The sequence below is a fragment of the Mucilaginibacter flavidus genome (genome assembly GCF_024055575.1).
Taxonomy (GTDB): Bacteria; Bacteroidota; Bacteroidia; order Sphingobacteriales; family Sphingobacteriaceae; genus Mucilaginibacter; species Mucilaginibacter flavidus.
Map to the genome: position 1 here is coordinate 1 of NZ_JAMXOE010000015.1, position 15,378 is coordinate 15,378.

18 protein-coding genes are annotated in these 15,378 nt (G+C 44.1%); 10 read left to right on the forward strand and 8 right to left on the reverse strand.

Annotation, left to right across the window (positions count from 1 at the left end; translation table 11 throughout):
• On the forward strand, positions 1-667 hold a 667-nt coding region (locus tag NAF19_RS19660; RefSeq protein ID WP_252792045.1), incomplete at its 5' end, for a T9SS type B sorting domain-containing protein.
• Between the two features lie 368 nt (positions 668-1,035).
• Positions 1,036-3,495 carry a glucosidase family protein gene (locus NAF19_RS19665; RefSeq protein WP_252792046.1) on the forward strand — a complete coding sequence of 820 codons (2,460 nt, stop codon included), beginning with the start codon at positions 1,036-1,038 and terminating at the stop codon, positions 3,493-3,495.
• A gap of 140 nt (positions 3,496-3,635) precedes the next feature.
• Here NAF19_RS19665 and NAF19_RS19670 read toward each other — a convergent pair whose 3' ends face one another.
• Positions 3,636-4,502 (reverse strand): aldose 1-epimerase family protein, encoded by an 867-nt coding sequence (locus tag NAF19_RS19670; RefSeq protein WP_252792047.1) that lies wholly within the window; start codon positions 4,500-4,502, stop codon positions 3,636-3,638.
• 147 nt (positions 4,503-4,649) lie between these two features.
• Here NAF19_RS19670 and NAF19_RS19675 point away from each other — a divergent pair, with 147 nt between their 5' ends.
• A complete protein-coding gene (locus tag NAF19_RS19675) occupies positions 4,650-4,880 on the forward strand; it encodes a DUF433 domain-containing protein (RefSeq protein ID WP_252792048.1) in 231 nt (76 codons plus the stop codon).
• The gene (locus tag NAF19_RS19680; RefSeq protein WP_252792049.1) at positions 4,877-5,239 is read left to right on the forward strand and encodes a DUF5615 family PIN-like protein; all 363 of its coding nucleotides are present in this window, start codon (positions 4,877-4,879) and stop codon (positions 5,237-5,239) included. The genes NAF19_RS19675 and NAF19_RS19680 overlap by 4 nt, the downstream gene beginning before the upstream one ends.
• A gap of 35 nt (positions 5,240-5,274) precedes the next feature.
• On the opposite strand, the gene NAF19_RS19685 is transcribed toward NAF19_RS19680, so the two are convergent.
• Together NAF19_RS19685 and NAF19_RS19690 are read right to left on the reverse strand one after the other, a co-directional pair.
• A complete protein-coding gene (locus NAF19_RS19685; protein WP_252792050.1) occupies positions 5,275-7,410 on the reverse strand; it encodes a bifunctional YncE family protein/alkaline phosphatase family protein in 2,136 nt (711 codons plus the stop codon).
• Positions 7,411-7,473: 63 nt separating this feature from the next.
• Entirely contained in the window at positions 7,474-7,707 is a 234-nt protein-coding gene (locus NAF19_RS19690) for a hypothetical protein (RefSeq protein ID WP_252792051.1), read from the reverse strand.
• 187 nt (positions 7,708-7,894) lie between these two features.
• Here NAF19_RS19690 and NAF19_RS19695 point away from each other — a divergent pair, with 187 nt between their 5' ends.
• Positions 7,895-8,440, forward strand: a complete 546-nt coding sequence (locus tag NAF19_RS19695; RefSeq protein WP_252792052.1) for a lipocalin family protein — start codon at positions 7,895-7,897, stop codon at positions 8,438-8,440.
• Positions 8,441-8,447: 7 nt separating this feature from the next.
• Here NAF19_RS19695 and NAF19_RS19700 read toward each other — a convergent pair whose 3' ends face one another.
• From NAF19_RS19700 to NAF19_RS19715, 4 genes are all read right to left on the reverse strand, one after another.
• Entirely contained in the window at positions 8,448-9,254 is an 807-nt protein-coding gene (locus NAF19_RS19700; RefSeq protein WP_252792053.1) for a methyltransferase domain-containing protein, read from the reverse strand.
• Between the two features lie 29 nt (positions 9,255-9,283).
• Positions 9,284-9,652, reverse strand: coding sequence for a DUF4348 domain-containing protein (locus NAF19_RS19705; RefSeq protein WP_252792054.1), 369 nt, complete (start codon positions 9,650-9,652; stop codon positions 9,284-9,286).
• Between the two features lie 120 nt (positions 9,653-9,772).
• Positions 9,773-9,952 (reverse strand): hypothetical protein, encoded by a 180-nt coding sequence (locus NAF19_RS19710; protein WP_252792055.1) that lies wholly within the window; start codon positions 9,950-9,952, stop codon positions 9,773-9,775.
• A gap of 120 nt (positions 9,953-10,072) precedes the next feature.
• Positions 10,073-10,687: a hypothetical protein gene (locus tag NAF19_RS19715; protein ID WP_252792056.1), complete on the reverse strand. Its 615-nt coding sequence runs from the start codon at positions 10,685-10,687 to the stop codon at positions 10,073-10,075.
• 149 nt (positions 10,688-10,836) lie between these two features.
• Between NAF19_RS19715 and NAF19_RS19720 the strand changes: the two genes are divergently transcribed.
• The gene (locus tag NAF19_RS19720) at positions 10,837-11,226 is read left to right on the forward strand and encodes a winged helix-turn-helix domain-containing protein (protein ID WP_252792057.1); all 390 of its coding nucleotides are present in this window, start codon (positions 10,837-10,839) and stop codon (positions 11,224-11,226) included.
• Positions 11,227-11,244: 18 nt separating this feature from the next.
• Here NAF19_RS19720 and NAF19_RS19725 read toward each other — a convergent pair whose 3' ends face one another.
• The gene (locus tag NAF19_RS19725; RefSeq protein WP_252792058.1) at positions 11,245-11,436 is read right to left on the reverse strand and encodes a hypothetical protein; all 192 of its coding nucleotides are present in this window, start codon (positions 11,434-11,436) and stop codon (positions 11,245-11,247) included.
• A gap of 146 nt (positions 11,437-11,582) precedes the next feature.
• On the opposite strand from NAF19_RS19725, the gene NAF19_RS19730 reads away from it, so the two are divergent.
• From NAF19_RS19730 to NAF19_RS19745, 4 genes are all read left to right on the forward strand, one after another.
• The gene (locus tag NAF19_RS19730; protein ID WP_252792059.1) at positions 11,583-12,482 is read left to right on the forward strand and encodes a hypothetical protein; all 900 of its coding nucleotides are present in this window, start codon (positions 11,583-11,585) and stop codon (positions 12,480-12,482) included.
• A gap of 87 nt (positions 12,483-12,569) precedes the next feature.
• A complete protein-coding gene (locus NAF19_RS19735) occupies positions 12,570-13,283 on the forward strand; it encodes a DUF4184 family protein (protein ID WP_252792060.1) in 714 nt (237 codons plus the stop codon).
• A gap of 203 nt (positions 13,284-13,486) precedes the next feature.
• Positions 13,487-14,506 carry a UDP-N-acetylmuramate dehydrogenase gene (murB, locus tag NAF19_RS19740; RefSeq protein ID WP_252792061.1) on the forward strand — a complete coding sequence of 340 codons (1,020 nt, stop codon included), beginning with the start codon at positions 13,487-13,489 and terminating at the stop codon, positions 14,504-14,506.
• Between the two features lie 268 nt (positions 14,507-14,774).
• Positions 14,775-15,311, forward strand: coding sequence for an RNA polymerase sigma factor (locus NAF19_RS19745; RefSeq protein WP_252792062.1), 537 nt, complete (start codon positions 14,775-14,777; stop codon positions 15,309-15,311).
• The last annotated feature ends 67 nt before the right edge of the window (positions 15,312-15,378 follow it).

The window sequence follows — 15,378 nt, forward strand, 5'->3', positions numbered from 1 at the left end:
AGCAGGGGTAGTGACCACGCTTTCGGGCAGCGGAGCAGCAGGCAATGCTGGTGGGACGGGCACCTCTGCCACATTTAACAGCCCCCGCGGGGTAGCCACAGACGGACAGGGTAACCTCTATGTAGCAGATTATGCAGGCCACCAGGTACGAAAAATACTGCTTACCGGTTATACCATCAGCCCTGCCTTACCGCCTGGTTTAACCTTCGACAGCACAACAGGTACCATCAGCGGCACGCCTGCAGCAGCCAGTGCTGCCACAGATTACACGGTTACAGCTTATAATGCCTTTGGCAGCGATGCGGCAATCGTAAACATAACAACTACCACCACCCCTGGCTTCGCAGCCAAAGTGGACGAAACACTACTCGATGTAATAAATACACCTGTAGTAAAACAGGGCGTATCGCCCAACGGAGACGGGGTAGGCGATGTACTGGAGATAACCGGCATCGGCAACTACCCGCAAAACACCTTTCAGCTGATGAGCCGTAGCGGTATGTTGGTATACAGCATAAAAGGATATGACAATGCGTCGCGGGTGTTTGACGGGCAATCGAACATCAACGGCAGGTTACTTCAGGCAGGCACCTATTTTTACCAATTGGAGTATAACGACAAGGGTAAACTTATGCGCAAAACAGGGTACATCTTATTAAAATATTAACGGCAATTGATTAGGGATGACATTTACGGCCCCACTTTGGTGGGGCTGTATTGTCTTTTTTAATGAATCCAAGTCCTCCCAGGCGTATGGATGCTTTTCGGTTACCTTCCCAAATCCGGAGCATTTCTACTAAGCGTCAAAAAAACTTTCTATTTCATTCGATAAAATCTTTGGTTGAGATATTACCAATGAAAGAAAACGCCTGAAAAGCAAGTCAACTCCTCAATTCTACTAAAACAATTTAGCCGTTCCAGATTTTACCTTTGGAAATTTAGCCGGATACCAAGTTATATATTAATTTTGAGGTGCTAACGGGCTAACATTAATGCGCCGGTCCGTAAACTATTCCACCCGCAAACAAAAAACATATGCTGTTAAAAAAAATCTACACCGTCTTAATTTATTGTTCAATTATTTTTTTGCCGGTCTTTGCCGGGGCCAAAGAAATAACCATCAGCAGCCCTAAAATCACCATGGTACTTGATTATAGCGACAAAGTCAGCATAACCTCGCTGGTGGTTAACGGGCAAAAAGTAATCAGCGGTCCGGAGGGGATTTTCACATCGGTAAACATTGGCGGCGTTGTTTATTCTTCGCTGCATTTAAGCGGAAAACCGACACTGGTAAAACAGGGTAACGTATTTAAGCTAACCGGGGTCAATTATGGACCGGTTAAGGAAAACTGGATTTTTACAATTAAGGGCAAAGCCATAAACTGGACCATAGAAAGAAGTTCGTCAAAGGCTATAACTGCGGATGAATCTGCCGCCCCGGTATTTAATTTTGATAACATCAACACTTGGGAAGGCGCTTACCAGGGTTATGGCGGCTTAGCCTGGTTTTATTTGTTTAACGAAAAGTTGTGTACATACGGTGTGCACACACGTTCGACAAATTTTTGGAACGGCAAAACTAATAATGGACTGAACATTACCGTTAGCTCTCCCGGTAAAAATGTGGCCATGAAATACTCGCGCACTAACGACGATAAGCTGGCGTATACCATAAGTGTATCGGGCAAAGAGTTGCTGCCAAAAGGCGATACTGGTACCAACCGCCGCCGGTTCATCAGGGGCCATACCGACGTTTGGGCGCCATTTACTATACCAGCAGGCATCAGCAGGCAAAGCATTACCTTAACATATTTCGATTTTAAACAAAAATACGGCCGCGGCGATTTTAAGGGCATCGACGGTGATAAAGTAGGTGCCGTGTTAAATACAATTGCCCGTATCGGCGTTATAGACTCATTACATTTTGGGGGTAACAGCTGGCATACGCCGTATGGTCCCATTTGCCTGCATGAACAATACATTGCGCAGATGGGCCTGGCTATAAACGACCCCAGCTATTTAAAAGGCTACGAAAGCACCCTCAACTATTACCGCGACCACGCCATAAAGCCCGATGGGCGGGTTTACCCGCGTTGGGCCTATACCAACGAAGACGCCATGCCCGGCAAGTTTAACAAAGAGGGCTTTTACGAAGCACAATGGGGAATTTTAATGGACTCGAACCCGGATTTTGTGACGAATGTTGCCGAGCTTTATGATATGACGGGCAATAAAGCTTGGGTTAAAACACACCAACTGTCCTGCGAAAAAGCTTTGGACTGGATTTTAAAAAGAGACGAAAACCACAACGGCCTGGTTGAAATGATGACCGATAGCCACACGCAAAAACGTAGCAGCGATTGGATTGATATTGTGTGGGCCTGTTACGAAAACGCCTTTGTAAACGCCAACCTGTACCATGCACTGGTAAAATGGGCCGATATTGAACACCAATTGGGCAATTCGGCTAAGGCAATATATTATACGGCGTTTGCTGCCAAATTAAAAGCCAGTTTTAATAAGGATATAAAAAATGGCGGCTTTTGGGATGAAGAAAAAGGCTGCTACGACTACTGGATTGATAAGGACAAAAGTGTACACGGGCGCAACATGGTAACGCCTGTAAACTTTATGGCGATTGCTTACGGCATTTGTGATGATAATGCCCGAAAAAAAATAATTTTGGATGGAATCGAGACCCAGATGGTAAAGGAAAACCTGTTCTTTTGGCCATTGTGCATGTACCCTTACGCACCTGGCGAAGCAAAACAATCGCAATACCCCTTCCCTTCTTACGAGAACGGCGACTTGTTTTTATCGTGGGGGTCGGTTGCGGTAAAGGCATACGCAGATTATAATCCTGGGCTTGCGTTAAAATATGTAAAAAACGTATTAGAACAATACAGTAAGGACGGGCTTGCATTTCAGCGTTATGCCCGGGAAAAACAGGATGGACAGGGCGATGATATTTTATCAGGTAACAGCCTTTCTATCGTAGGGCTTTACCAGGCAATTTATGGCATAAACCCGATGTACAATCGGTTTTACCTGGAACCACATATTACGCCTGAGCTTGCCGGTACGGCTTTGAACTACAATTTCAGGGGTAAAAAGTTGGTCATCAATCTTGACAATGATAACTATTCCGTTTCGGACCATAAGTTTAAGGTGACAAGCGGCAAAAGCTTTGGTTTTAATTCAACCAAAAACCAGTTAACTTATTTTAACGGGAACGCAGCTATTGCTTCACTGGATGCCACATCGGCACATGGCTTATCCATCAATATAAAAAATTGGGATGCCGTTAAAATGGAATGGCAGCAAAGCGTTACTACACCAGTTGCTTATGTTTTGCACCAGTTAAAGCCGAATGCGAGTTACCGGTTTATGGTGAACGGCAAGCTTATTAAAAGTGTAAATAGCACTCTAAAGGGTGATTTGGCGATAAATTATGCACCGAAAACGAATGGTGAAACAATTTCTATAACGCTATAAAATGACTTTGTAATTCTGAGCAGCGCGAAGAATCTTCTACGATTGACCAGGCTTAATCTTAAAGGTTGCGTCGATACTTTTCTAGCGTGAATATCGCACGCATAAGATTCTTCGCTCTTGCTCAGAATGACAAAGATGGCTTACACACTTATAAAAAACGCAGCTTCAAAAACATGACCGGGCTTTAACTGCTGGATTTCTTCTTTTTGGCTGATATCAACATGTTTATCCACGGAATCGGCGCAGCCCAGCCAGGGTTCAATGCAAACAAAATCGGCGCCCGGTTTGGCCCAAATGCCCAGGTAATTGAAATGGGGGAATTCAACCGAGATTGATTTATCGTGATTGTCGCTCTTAATACAAACCTCGCGCGATTTCAGGTTTTTAAACACCAGCGCATCGGCTTTAAACAAATCCCTGGTTAAATACAGCCGGTTATGGGATGTTGGCACGGGGTGGGTTTCGCCGGTAAAAAAACCATCGGTCGACAAGGAATATGTTTCCAGCTTTTCGCCGGTTTCAAATTCAAGATAATAATCTTCGTATTTCTCGCCGGCATTAAACGGCACCCTGAACGCCGGATGACCGCCTACCGAAAAATAGATTGTTTTTTTATCGTGGCTGATCAGCTTATAGGTAAGCCGAAGTGCATTATCAATCAAATTATATAAAACCTGGAAATCAAATTTATAAGGATATACTTTTAGCGTGGTTTCGCTGTTGGGCAACGAATATACCGCGTGCACATCATCGCTTTCCAACAAAACAAATTCCGATTGCCGGGCAAAGCCATGCCGGCTCATGTGATAAGTTTGGCCATCAACCAAAAGTTCATCGTTTATCAACCCGCCCACTACAGGAAACAAATTTGGGGCATGCCATGGCCATATGCTGGCATCAGCCTGCCACATGTGTTCTGTTTGGGTTTCTTTGTTAAAAACTGAGGTAAGCTGGGCGCCTTTCGCATTAATTTCTACCCGTAAAAAGTCGTTTTCTAAAATGGCCATAGGTTTAAAAAGTATCGGTTGTAAAACTTTCTAAATTATGAATTTGTTTTGAGAAGATGTAAGATTTGAGATAGGCTATTTTGTTAAACGGCAAAACTTCTCGTATTGTAATAATGCGTATTTTTGTTTGATAAGATAACAAGGATAATGAAAAACTTAGAACGAATTACGCTTAATCCTGACGTTATGGGTGGTAAGCCTTGTATAAGAGGCCTGAGAATGACCGTGGGGACTATTATAGGCCTACTTGCATCGGGATTATCTGTTGACGATGTATTAAAAATGTACCCCTATCTGCAACATGATGATGTTATGCAGGCTTTGGCCTATGCTGCCTGGCGCTCCGAAGAATTTGAAGTTCCGCTTGCTACAGCATGAGCATAATAATCGATATGAATTTATCTCCCCAATGGGTTGGAGAGTTTAAAATTCATGCGCTTGATGCTGTTCATTGGTCGAGCGTTGGAAAACACGACGCGGCCGATAAAATTATAATTAATTGGGCTCGTAACAACAATCACGTCGTTTTTACGCATGACCTTGATTTCGGTACGGCAATAGCCCTTACAAAAGCTGAAAAACCAAGCATCATACAAGTTCGGACTCAAAACGTCACAATATCACACCTTCGTGATATTGTTATTCCAACGATTAAGAAATATGCTGAATTGCTCGAAAAAGGCGCGCTGCTTGTAATTAATGAAGACAAAAACAGGATAAGAATATTGCCGCTGTAATATATTGTCATCACACCTTATCGCCACATCCGCGCTTAATCATCATCCTTTTTCTTCTTCTCTAAAATAACAAAGGCGCTGCGCTTTGGCGCGGGCATTACTGCGTTCTCTCCCTTTACATATTTCCATATTACCTCGTTAAGGTCAAGGTCGGGTACGGCGTCTTCTTTGGCGAAGTTAAAATGTTCGGAGCGGAGACTGCTTTTATTGTCGGCAACATTGCGTTGTTCCAGGTTTACCTGGGCCGGTCTTGCATTGTATGGGGTAAAATCAGGCTTGCCGGTAAAGCATTCGTACAGGGGCAGGGCTGCGGCATCATACTGGCTCATCGGTGGCAGGCCGAGTATTAATTCAATGGTGCGCAACACGCCGGAAGTAGAATACATGGCGTGTATGGCCTCGCCACGTTTTACATAAGGACCTGCAACAAATACCGGACTGCGGTGTGCATCAATGTGATCGGGGCCGTTTTGGGCGTCATCTTCCAAAATAAACACCACCGATTCCTTCCAAATGGAGCTGTGTGATAAGTGCTCCAAAAAACGCCCGACTCCCTGGTCGTTGTCTGCAACAGCGGCAATGGGCGATATGGCACCTTTACGCTGCCCGCTGGTATGGTCGTTACAGATGCGTATAGAGTTAAATTGTGGAACTGCATTGATGCTCAAAAGCGAGTCGAAATCTTGTGCCCAAACCTCTTCGCGTTTGATGTCGGTAATATTTAGATCGAAACTTGGCGCGCTGGGGCAAATATGGTCCTTTAGTACTTTTATGTTTGGTTTATAATCATCAGCAAATTCGCCGTAGGTGCGGTAGCTTACACCCGCGCGTTTGCAGTAGTCCCAAATAAAACCATCGCGCGGATCGCCGGCATCGCGGGTGCCCTCGCTATCGTAATTTCCGCCACGACCACCATAGCTTGTAGGCCATGTTTTCTCAATAAAATCGGTTGCATATGCGGCGGTACTCCAGTTATGCCCATCGGCGCTTACCTCGGCATCTACATAAAAATTATCAAGCAGCACAAAGTTGTCAGCAATGGCGTGGTGGTTTGGGGTAACCTTTTCGCCAAAAATACAAAGCGATGTGTCGCCGTTGCCTTTTGTCATATCCCCTAAAACCTGGTCGTACGTGCGATTTTCCTTGATAATATAAAACACGTGTTTTATAGGCGATTTTTCGCCGCGCCTACGTGGTATTGGGTTACCCGCCTCACCCGGAGCCGTTGCGGCAATTTTATCGGTAAAGGGCGTGTTGGCATAAACCTGTTTGGTATATGTTTTTAGTTTAGCCTCGGTTGGCGCATCAATAATGCTCAGGGTGCCTTTAAACAAGCCGCCAATATATTGCTCCCTGCTATTTACAGCCCCTTTTTGGTAGCCGCTGTTGTCGGCTTTTTTAACCGGCTGCGGGCCTTTCGGATTTGCCATGGAGGTAAAACCCTTACCGTTTGCTACAAATATTTTATCTCCCAGCGTTTTTACGTTTGTTGGGTACCAGCCTACCGGGATAAAGCCCTGGCTTTTGCTGTTGCCGGGTAGGCTAACATCAAACACGGCCAGGCAATTATTGTCGGCATTGGCAATGTAAAGCGTTTTTTCGGTGGGCGAAAGGGCCAGGCCATTGGTGGTTGAGCCCGTTAGCCGGGTGGGATAAAGCGAAGTTGATATTACTTCGGTAGTTTTGCGGGTGACGGTATTTATAACCGATACTGAATTGTCATTGGCATTGGCCACAAAAAGCCGGGTGCCTTTTTTATTCAGCAGCAACTCGTTGGGGTGACTGCCTGTTTTTATACTATTTATGACGCCTGTTGCAGTATTATAGCAGCTTACCTCGCCCCCGCCCCAAATAGAAATGTACAGCGTTTTTTCATCGGGCGATAATACGCAACTGTAAGCCTCGGCAGCCAGCTTCTGGCGTTTTACTACCTTAAGGCTTGTCGGGTCAATCACATAAAGCGCGCTATCTTCTTTGGTAACAGTGTATAAACGCGTGTTGCTTTTGTTAAGCACTATACCGGTGGTGCATATTTTATTTTTCGGCCAGGCTGCGCCAAGTTTAATGGTGTCCGCAACGCCTATTTTGTTATTTTGGATGGGATATACCAGTATCTGGTTGTCATTACCGCCCGATGCATATAGCTTTTTCTCATCATGACTGAATGCCAATCCGTACCATGCCTTTTTTATTATCCGCTCATCAAGCTGTTGTTCTGTTTTGGTATCGATCAGCTAGATGGATTGTGTGCTTTGTCCGTTATTGGTAACAGCCAGTAATTTACCTGATGCTGATAACTGAATGTTTAACGGCAAATCGCCAAGTGGCAAACCACGACCGGCAGGGCTCAGTTTCCAGCCGTTGGGTAGTAATACCTGCCCGGTTTGCTCAATTTTGCCTGGTGTTTGAGCTATAGATTGAAAACTTAAACTAATAAAAGCTATGATGCTCAAGAATTTTAGTTTCATAGGATGATATTTGTAATACCAAAAGTACTGATTGATTATGACGGACAGATGGGCTTAACAAAAAGATAATGTAACGATTCTGTAGTGTACCTGGTTGATTTTGGTTTTAACACGTGCATTTTTAAAAACAAATAATTATTATCCCGGTTACACAAGCATTGGTAACTGGGTTAATTAAAAATACATTATGAAACTAAAAAATTGGCAATTGGCGTTAGCATTGGGACTGGGCGCAGCGGCAGTTGCGTTAAAGCTCAGCTCGTGCGTTTCTATCCCCAAAGGGGCAAAAGCAGTAAAACCATTTTATAAAGACAAATACCTGGGTAAATGGTATGAAATAGCCCGGCTTGATTTTAAGTATGAAAAGAACCTCAACAACGTAACGGCCACTTATACGCTGAGAGGCGACGGATTAATCAGGGTTGATAACCGGGGCTACGATTTTGTAAATAACAAATGGAAACAAAGCGTTGGTAAAGCAAAATTTGCCGGCGATCCAAACACCGGCCGCCTGCAAGTATCATTTTTCGGGCCGTTTTATGCCGGGTATAATGTGATAGCCATTGATGATAATTATAAATATGCTTTAATAGCCGGCAATAACCTTAACTATTTGTGGATCTTATCCCGCGAAAAAACTATTCCCGAAGCTATCAAAAGCGATTATCTTGAAAAAGCCAAAAGCATTGTTTATGACGTTAGCAAACTGGTTTGGGACCAGCACGACAGGTAAAGCAAATCTAATTCCGCGTCCCCATCACTATAAATCCCTGGAAACAGGAAAAGAATTGACCGGCAGCGTCGGCCCTTTCTAACTCAGCCCACCAGCCGTTAACTTCATCGTTGGTAAAAACGTTGTGATCCACGCCGGTAGATATTATGCCGCCTATAATGCGCTTAGTAAGCTCGAGGTTGTGCATGTAGCCATGCGGCCTTATTTGTATATCCTTAAAGCCGGAGTCCTTAAAATGGCAAAACAGCTCGGCGCCGATGCGGCCTGATGGAAAGCTGTCGCTTATAAACTCAACTATACTGCGGGTTAGCTCTTTATCGGGGTGAGGCAATACCAGCGCATCCCAGTCAACATCAAAAATAAGCAACTTGCCGCCGGGCTTTAACAGTCGCGTGTATTCGACAAACACTTCTTCGATATTTTTAAGATACATCAGCACACGCTCGGTGCGGATTATATCAAACGAATCCTCTGCAAAGGGCTGTCGGGCCGCAGGGGCAACTAAAACCTGCAGGGGCAAGTGTGTCATTGCATGCCGGTGTTGGGCCATTGTTATCATCGCGGTGCTGATATCGGTGCCGGTAACGCTGCCCGTTTTGCCGGTAAGTTTAGCCATAGCAAATGCCTGGTCGCCAATGCCGCAGCCCACGTCAAGCACGTGCTGACCGGGTTGTATGTTAAGCCACGCTAATTGTTTGGCAAATCCTTCCTGTACGGTTTCGCAGCGGTGCACGTCTTCCAGGAACTTTATCAGGAAGCCTGTTTGCGATTGATCTACATGCTGGAAGCCTTCGGTTATGTCCTGGTTTTGCATCGGGTTGGTATAAGGAGGAAAATTATTGATCAATCAGAATTGTCAACTATTAAAATAAGGTTCCATTGGCCATTCTTCTTTACAAAGGTAAAATTTTCCTCAAAACCGGTATCCTGCAGTTGAAAACGCACATCGACTTTTGCAGGGCTCAAAACAGTTTTTTTGACAATTCCTTTTATTCCTTTTACTGTAAATAAATTGATGTAAGGCAAGCTGCCTGCAGGAATTAAGTTTGTCGAGTCGATGTCGCCTTCGCCGGCGGTAAGTTTAATTTTAAGCGGAAACCGGATGCGCGATTTTTGAAAAACAGAATCAGTTTTAAACCTGCTAAAAAAAGCATCAAAATTCTCATCCGCATTTTTTTTGCGAAGTTTTGGGGGCGGATGCTGAATTTGCACCGCCGCTGTTTAAGTTGCAGCTAAGGCATAGGATACACAACAATAAAATTGTTGGTGCGTATTTAATACGGGCCATAGCAGAAAGCTACGGAACCCGTGGTAAACCCGCAACAGCGGTCGTTAAAATGCCTCGGGCCCGTGGCTGCCACCAAAAGGATACCTGTTAACACGGCCATGTGAATGGTCGCAAAATGAATGGTGATGATGAACAACTTGAACGGTAATTTGACGGGGCAAAGGTTCGGACTTATTAGTTTCAGTCTTACCAGGCTGATTAACTAAGGTAGCTTTTTTCTTCATAAGAAACTCCTTTATTAATGGTTAGCAATTGGTTGTACCAAGTTAACTAATAAAGGGAGGAATTCAAAGGAATTTGAAATAAAAATTTGATGGGGCACCTTAGCTTACAATTACCCCTGATTAATTAAAAGTAAACCCAAATTGCACGTTTAGCCCAATTGAATACGGATCGGCGTTGCCGAAACGGTTTGGCAGCGACAGGGCCACAAAGTAATTTACATCCTTTGAGCGTGCGTAAACCTTGTTAAATACAGGCGTAAAACCATACCGGCCTGATGTTTCAAAAGCCAGCCGTGTGATAATGGTAAACCCGTGTTCGAAGCGGAACATGGTGCCCGGGTCGAACAACAGGTTGCTCATTTTGCTGGTTCCGCCTGATGATTTTATAGTTGGCGTGAACTCGTAGCTAAAGCCAAATTTGGCGCTGTACAACACGTTAACGCCTACCGGGAAACCGATGCTGGCGATATGATGATCGAAATTGGGGGTGAATTTACCATCAGCATGGGTAACTATCGGTACTATAAAGCTTAAATAGCCAACCACTTTGGGATACTCCGGTTTCTCTTTTACTTTTTGGTAGGTGGCACCCTGTACTTTGATGGTATCAGGCGGGGTCTGGGCTTTTGTCAGCTGCGGCGTCATTAAGGCCGAAAGAAATACAAACGCTAATAGCGCATTAATTTTGAAATACTTTAGAACGTTTTTTTTAAGCGCGGGTAAGTTGGTTTGCATAGTATAATAGGTTTTGGGTTGACAGGGTTAAATTTCCAGTATAGGATTCGTTATACTTTTAAAAATATAATGATAGGAAAAAAGAAGGCCCAATCAAAATATGGTCGGCAAATAAATTATATTTTAAAAAGAGGTAAAGCCGTTTATAAATGCCTGACTATATTTATACCTTAACAGTTGAAAACAAAACCAGGCCAATGGAGCAGATATTTACACTAAACGGGCGGATATGGGTTGAAACAGCCAGCGAGAAAATCCTGGGCCATGGCCGTATCGAGCTGCTGGAGCGGATACATCAATCCGGCTCTATCAGGCAGGCAGCGCTGCAGATGAAAATGAGTTACAAACAGGCCTGGGACCTTATTAACCACATGAACACCCACTTTAAATCACCATTGGTAACCAGCCATCGTGGCGGCAAAGGCGGCGGCAACGCAACGCTTACTGCCGAAGGGTTGAGGATAATAGCGGAGTTTCACCGGCTACAGGATAAATTCAAGGTTTTTTTGAAAGAGAACAGTGTGGGGATGGGGTTTTAAATTACGCGCCGTCCAATGTTATTTAACAAATAAAATGACACATAACACTACGGCAAAGGGCACACCTAAAATTATAGCCAGCACGAAATACGATTCCCGCCGGTTAAAATTAAGCGACCACCCCCAACCATTGGTCCGTGGCAGAAAGATTGGCTCTTTATTTTCGGGTGACGGTTGTTGGTTGGTGTATTCTTCGTTTGGGGTTTGCATGGGGGTTGTGGTTATTCAAATATAAGGTTTATAAGTACCGTTTTTGCGGTGCGCTAATGATTTTGAAATCTTTAAACTGGAGCAAAAAAATAACGGGCACAATAAAAAATACTTAGACTTTATTATCCGTTAAATACCTTGTCGCAATGAAAAAATCAACACTTGTTACATTATTTTTAGTTTGTGTTACAACTACTGTGCTATCACAAAGCAATGCTAATAATATATGGCGCCTAACTATTGCCGATAGCCTTACCTTAAAAGGTATTGAGCGCGCAACAGTTTCCGGCATTAATACCGGTAGCTATATCACAGGTGCTGATGGGGTAATTAATATTGATAAAAACAACATCGGTGGTAAAAGCATAACGGTTTCGTGCGTTGGCTATAAAACCCTTTATTATAAACCGGGCGGCAAATACCCGGATACATTGATGCTCAGTGCTATTACCACCGCACTGCACGAAGTAACCATAAATTCGAAGCCTAAAGGCACCCCCTTCGGCAATATTAACCTGCAGGCAACCGGCGGATACTTGTTTGCTACCAACGAAGAGATTGCCGAATACATACCCAATAACGATAAACTTACCGGCACTGTTACCGCAGTTGAATATGTATTGCTCAACAACCATAAGGGCATTGAAAGGGCGTTTAGGGTGATTCTATATTCGAAGGTAAAAGACAGCATGGAGCCTGGCGAACCGCTGATTAAGGACACCCTTATTGTATACAATCAAAAAAAGCTGCCGGTATTCAGGGTGGATATTTCAAAGTATAACATCCAGCTGCCCGAAGAAGGGCTTTTTATCGGCATTGAAACGCTTTCGCCTGATTACTATGGCACCGAAAAAGTTAACGACCACGGAAGCCTTTACCCCCGCGTCCCCGGTATTAAGGGTATTTGGAAGAACCTTGGCTACCGGTATGACGATAGCCGGCGAAATGGCGTTACATACGCTGTATACAGGAAAGCGCAGTATCCCTCAGACTGGAAGGTTTATGAAGATGGGACGAATTTTGCCATCGGGGCGGTTATCAATTGATAGGCGGGGTAAAATCTCTTGCAAAAAATCCACACATCATTCCCGCACTCCCTGAACCCATCATTCAAAAATCCTATATTTACCCACATGCCATTCACCTTTGCACATCCGGCTATTGTTTTATCTTTCGGTAAAATTTTTAAACGCGGGCTCTCAACTACGGGGCTGGTTATTGGCAGTATGGTGCCCGATTTTGAGTATTTCGGGCGGATGCGTATTGTTAGCATCTACAGCCATACCTGGCAGGGGCTGGTTTGGTTTGATGTGCCGCTGGCTTTTGTGCTGGTAATTTTGTACGAAATTTTTATTAAGGAAAAACTGATAACGCACCTGCCCGGCGGACTTAACCGCCGCTTTTACTGGGCCAGGCAACACGTTACGTTTTATACCGTGGGTTATTTTCTGGCTATCCTGGTTTCAGTTGCGCTGGGGGCGGCATCGCATATTGTGTGGGATGGTTTTAGTCACCCCAATGGCATGTATGTGCACCAGTGGCCGGTTTTGCAGCGAGTTTTTAATATATACGGCTACCATTTATTCGGGTTTACCATATTACAGCATGGCAGCACTGTGCTTGGGCTGTTGTTTATCGCTATTTTATGCCTGGCGCTACCCAAAGGCGAACTTACGCGGGCAAAAAATATATCAGCCTTTTGGTTGCAGCTCATATTGGTTATGGCCGTAACCATTGCCATACGCCTGGCCACTGGACTGCCGCTGCATCAGTATGGCAATTTAATCGTTACCGTTATTGATGGCGGGTTGCTGGGGCTGGTGGTTGCATCTTTGTTGAGTGAGTAGTTGAATGTGGAGTTAAGTAGTAAGTGGCAGTTTCGATTAGCTGTGTTGAGTAGAATTGATGAGTGGCAGTTATATGCTTCAAAAAGGTTGTCCTCATCCGCACATCTGCATATTCGCACATCTGCACATCAAATCCTACAATCCAATAAATCCTATAAATCTTAGTTTATATTTGCACATCGGCACATTCGCACATCAACCCCATGCTACAAATACAAGAAAACGTATCGCTTAAAAATTTTAACACTTTCGGCGTTGATGCCAAAGCCAGGTATTTTGTGGAGATTAACCGCAATGACCACCTTGTTGAGTTGTTTATGGATCCGCAGTGGAAGCAGATGCCTCATCTGGTTTTGGGCGGCGGCAGCAACATGCTGTTACTGAAGGATTATGAGGGGCTGGTTATTCGGATAAATATCCGCGGCATTGAGCACAGGATCAGCCATAACGATGTGTTTGTTGAGGCCGGCGGCGGCGAGGTATGGAACGACCTGGTGAACTTTTGCGTGGCACGCGGCTATGCCGGGATGGAGAATTTGAGTTTAATACCGGGCTCGGTGGGTGCATCGCCTATACAGAACATCGGTGCCTATGGGGTCGAGCTGAAAGACGTATTCCAAAGCTGCAACGCCTTTGAGCTGGCAACAGGTACCTTTAAAACTTTTACCAAAGCCGATTGTAAATTCGGCTATCGCGAAAGCATATTTAAAAGCGAATTGCAGGGAGAGTATATTATAGTGTCTGTAAAATTCCATTTGTCGCTGGTGCCCAATTTTAATTTAAAATACGGCGCCATTGAGCAGGAGCTGCAAAACCGCGGAATAACGGAGCCTACATTAAAAGATGTGTCGCAGGTGGTGTCGCATATCCGCGTATCCAAACTTCCCGATCCTTCGACCATTGGCAATGCGGGCAGTTTTTTTAAAAATCCCATCATCAGCGCCGAACTATTTGCACAGGTGCATGCCAAATTCCCGGAAGTGGTGAACTACCCCGGCGGCGATGGACGGGTAAAGCTGGCTGCTGGCTGGCTGATTGAACAGTGCGGATGGAAGGGAAAAGTAGTTGGCCACACAGGTACGTGGAAAAACCAAGCGCTGGTACTGGTGAACCATGGTGGCGCAACGGGCGAAGAAGTGTACAGTTTTTCGTCGCAAATCATAGACAGTGTGTACACTAAATTTGGCGTTTTGTTACAACGCGAGGTGAATATTATTAGTTAAATAATTTTATTAGAAATAAAATACACCTTTAAAAACCGCTGGGAAATATAACATTCCTGTTACCTAAACTCGCTACTCCTTAGAGAAATAGTGTCATAGAATTGTCCGCAATACTACTGTTTACCAACGATTTAAATATATCAATAGTGTAACATATACACACTTTAAAATTCCAAATAATTACTTGTTGTACATTAAAGTCGTCATAGCAGGCAAAGCGTAAGTGGCACTATGCTTGCCTAAGTATAGATACAAAACTTTAACAAGTATGACAAAGATTGAGTTTAACACCCTAGTACTACGTCAGGCAACCTCATTAAGGTCTTATGCCCTCCATTTTACCCATGACGCAGATGATGCTAACGACCTTGTTCAGGATACAATGTTGAAGGCCATAACTTATTATAATAAGTTTAAAGAAGGAACAAATTTGAAAGGGTGGTTATACACAATTATGAAGAACACCTTCATTAATAACTATCGCCGTTTTATAAAAATGAACACTTTTGTAACCAAAAGTGACGAAATAAGCTCTCCAAACCTGGTGTTCAGCTCGACCAAAAATCAGGGCGAAGCCAAGTTTGTGATGGACGACCTGAAAAAAGCATTGGACAGGTTGCCTGCTGATTATTACGTACCCTTCACTATGTATTTCGAGGGCCACAAGTACCACGAAATTGCCGACCATTTGGAAATACCTATCGGCACGGTTAAAACACGTATACACGTTGCACGCAAGCTGCTGAAGAAAAGTCTTAAAGCTTATGATAACGGCGTTTCAAAACCTGTGTACGCCGAAAACTAAAAGTTCATTTCAGTTACATCTATCTATATAAAAACAAAAGCCCGGATTTTTTCCGGGCTTTTTAGTT

What these genes read in the sequence shown, in the direction of transcription:
- NAF19_RS19665 (WP_252792046.1), top strand. Translation starts at nt 1,036, where the DNA reads ATGCTGTTAAAAAAAATCTACACCGTCTTAATTTATTGTTCAATTATT.
- NAF19_RS19670 (WP_252792047.1), bottom strand. Translation starts at nt 4,502, where the DNA reads ATGGCCATTTTAGAAAACGACTTTTTACGGGTAGAAATTAATGCGAAA.
- NAF19_RS19675 (WP_252792048.1), top strand. Translation starts at nt 4,650, where the DNA reads ATGAAAAACTTAGAACGAATTACGCTTAATCCTGACGTTATGGGTGGT.
- NAF19_RS19680 (WP_252792049.1), top strand. Translation starts at nt 4,877, where the DNA reads ATGAGCATAATAATCGATATGAATTTATCTCCCCAATGGGTTGGAGAG.
- NAF19_RS19690 (WP_252792051.1), bottom strand. Translation starts at nt 7,707, where the DNA reads ATGAAACTAAAATTCTTGAGCATCATAGCTTTTATTAGTTTAAGTTTT.
- NAF19_RS19695 (WP_252792052.1), top strand. Translation starts at nt 7,895, where the DNA reads ATGAAACTAAAAAATTGGCAATTGGCGTTAGCATTGGGACTGGGCGCA.
- NAF19_RS19700 (WP_252792053.1), bottom strand. Translation starts at nt 9,254, where the DNA reads ATGCAAAACCAGGACATAACCGAAGGCTTCCAGCATGTAGATCAATCG.
- NAF19_RS19710 (WP_252792055.1), bottom strand. Translation starts at nt 9,952, where the DNA reads ATGAAGAAAAAAGCTACCTTAGTTAATCAGCCTGGTAAGACTGAAACT.
- NAF19_RS19715 (WP_252792056.1), bottom strand. Translation starts at nt 10,687, where the DNA reads ATGCAAACCAACTTACCCGCGCTTAAAAAAAACGTTCTAAAGTATTTC.
- NAF19_RS19720 (WP_252792057.1), top strand. Translation starts at nt 10,837, where the DNA reads ATGCCTGACTATATTTATACCTTAACAGTTGAAAACAAAACCAGGCCA.
- NAF19_RS19725 (WP_252792058.1), bottom strand. Translation starts at nt 11,436, where the DNA reads ATGCAAACCCCAAACGAAGAATACACCAACCAACAACCGTCACCCGAA.
- NAF19_RS19730 (WP_252792059.1), top strand. Translation starts at nt 11,583, where the DNA reads ATGAAAAAATCAACACTTGTTACATTATTTTTAGTTTGTGTTACAACT.
- NAF19_RS19735 (WP_252792060.1), top strand. Translation starts at nt 12,570, where the DNA reads ATGCCATTCACCTTTGCACATCCGGCTATTGTTTTATCTTTCGGTAAA.
- murB (WP_252792061.1), top strand. Translation starts at nt 13,487, where the DNA reads ATGCTACAAATACAAGAAAACGTATCGCTTAAAAATTTTAACACTTTC.
- NAF19_RS19745 (WP_252792062.1), top strand. Translation starts at nt 14,775, where the DNA reads ATGACAAAGATTGAGTTTAACACCCTAGTACTACGTCAGGCAACCTCA.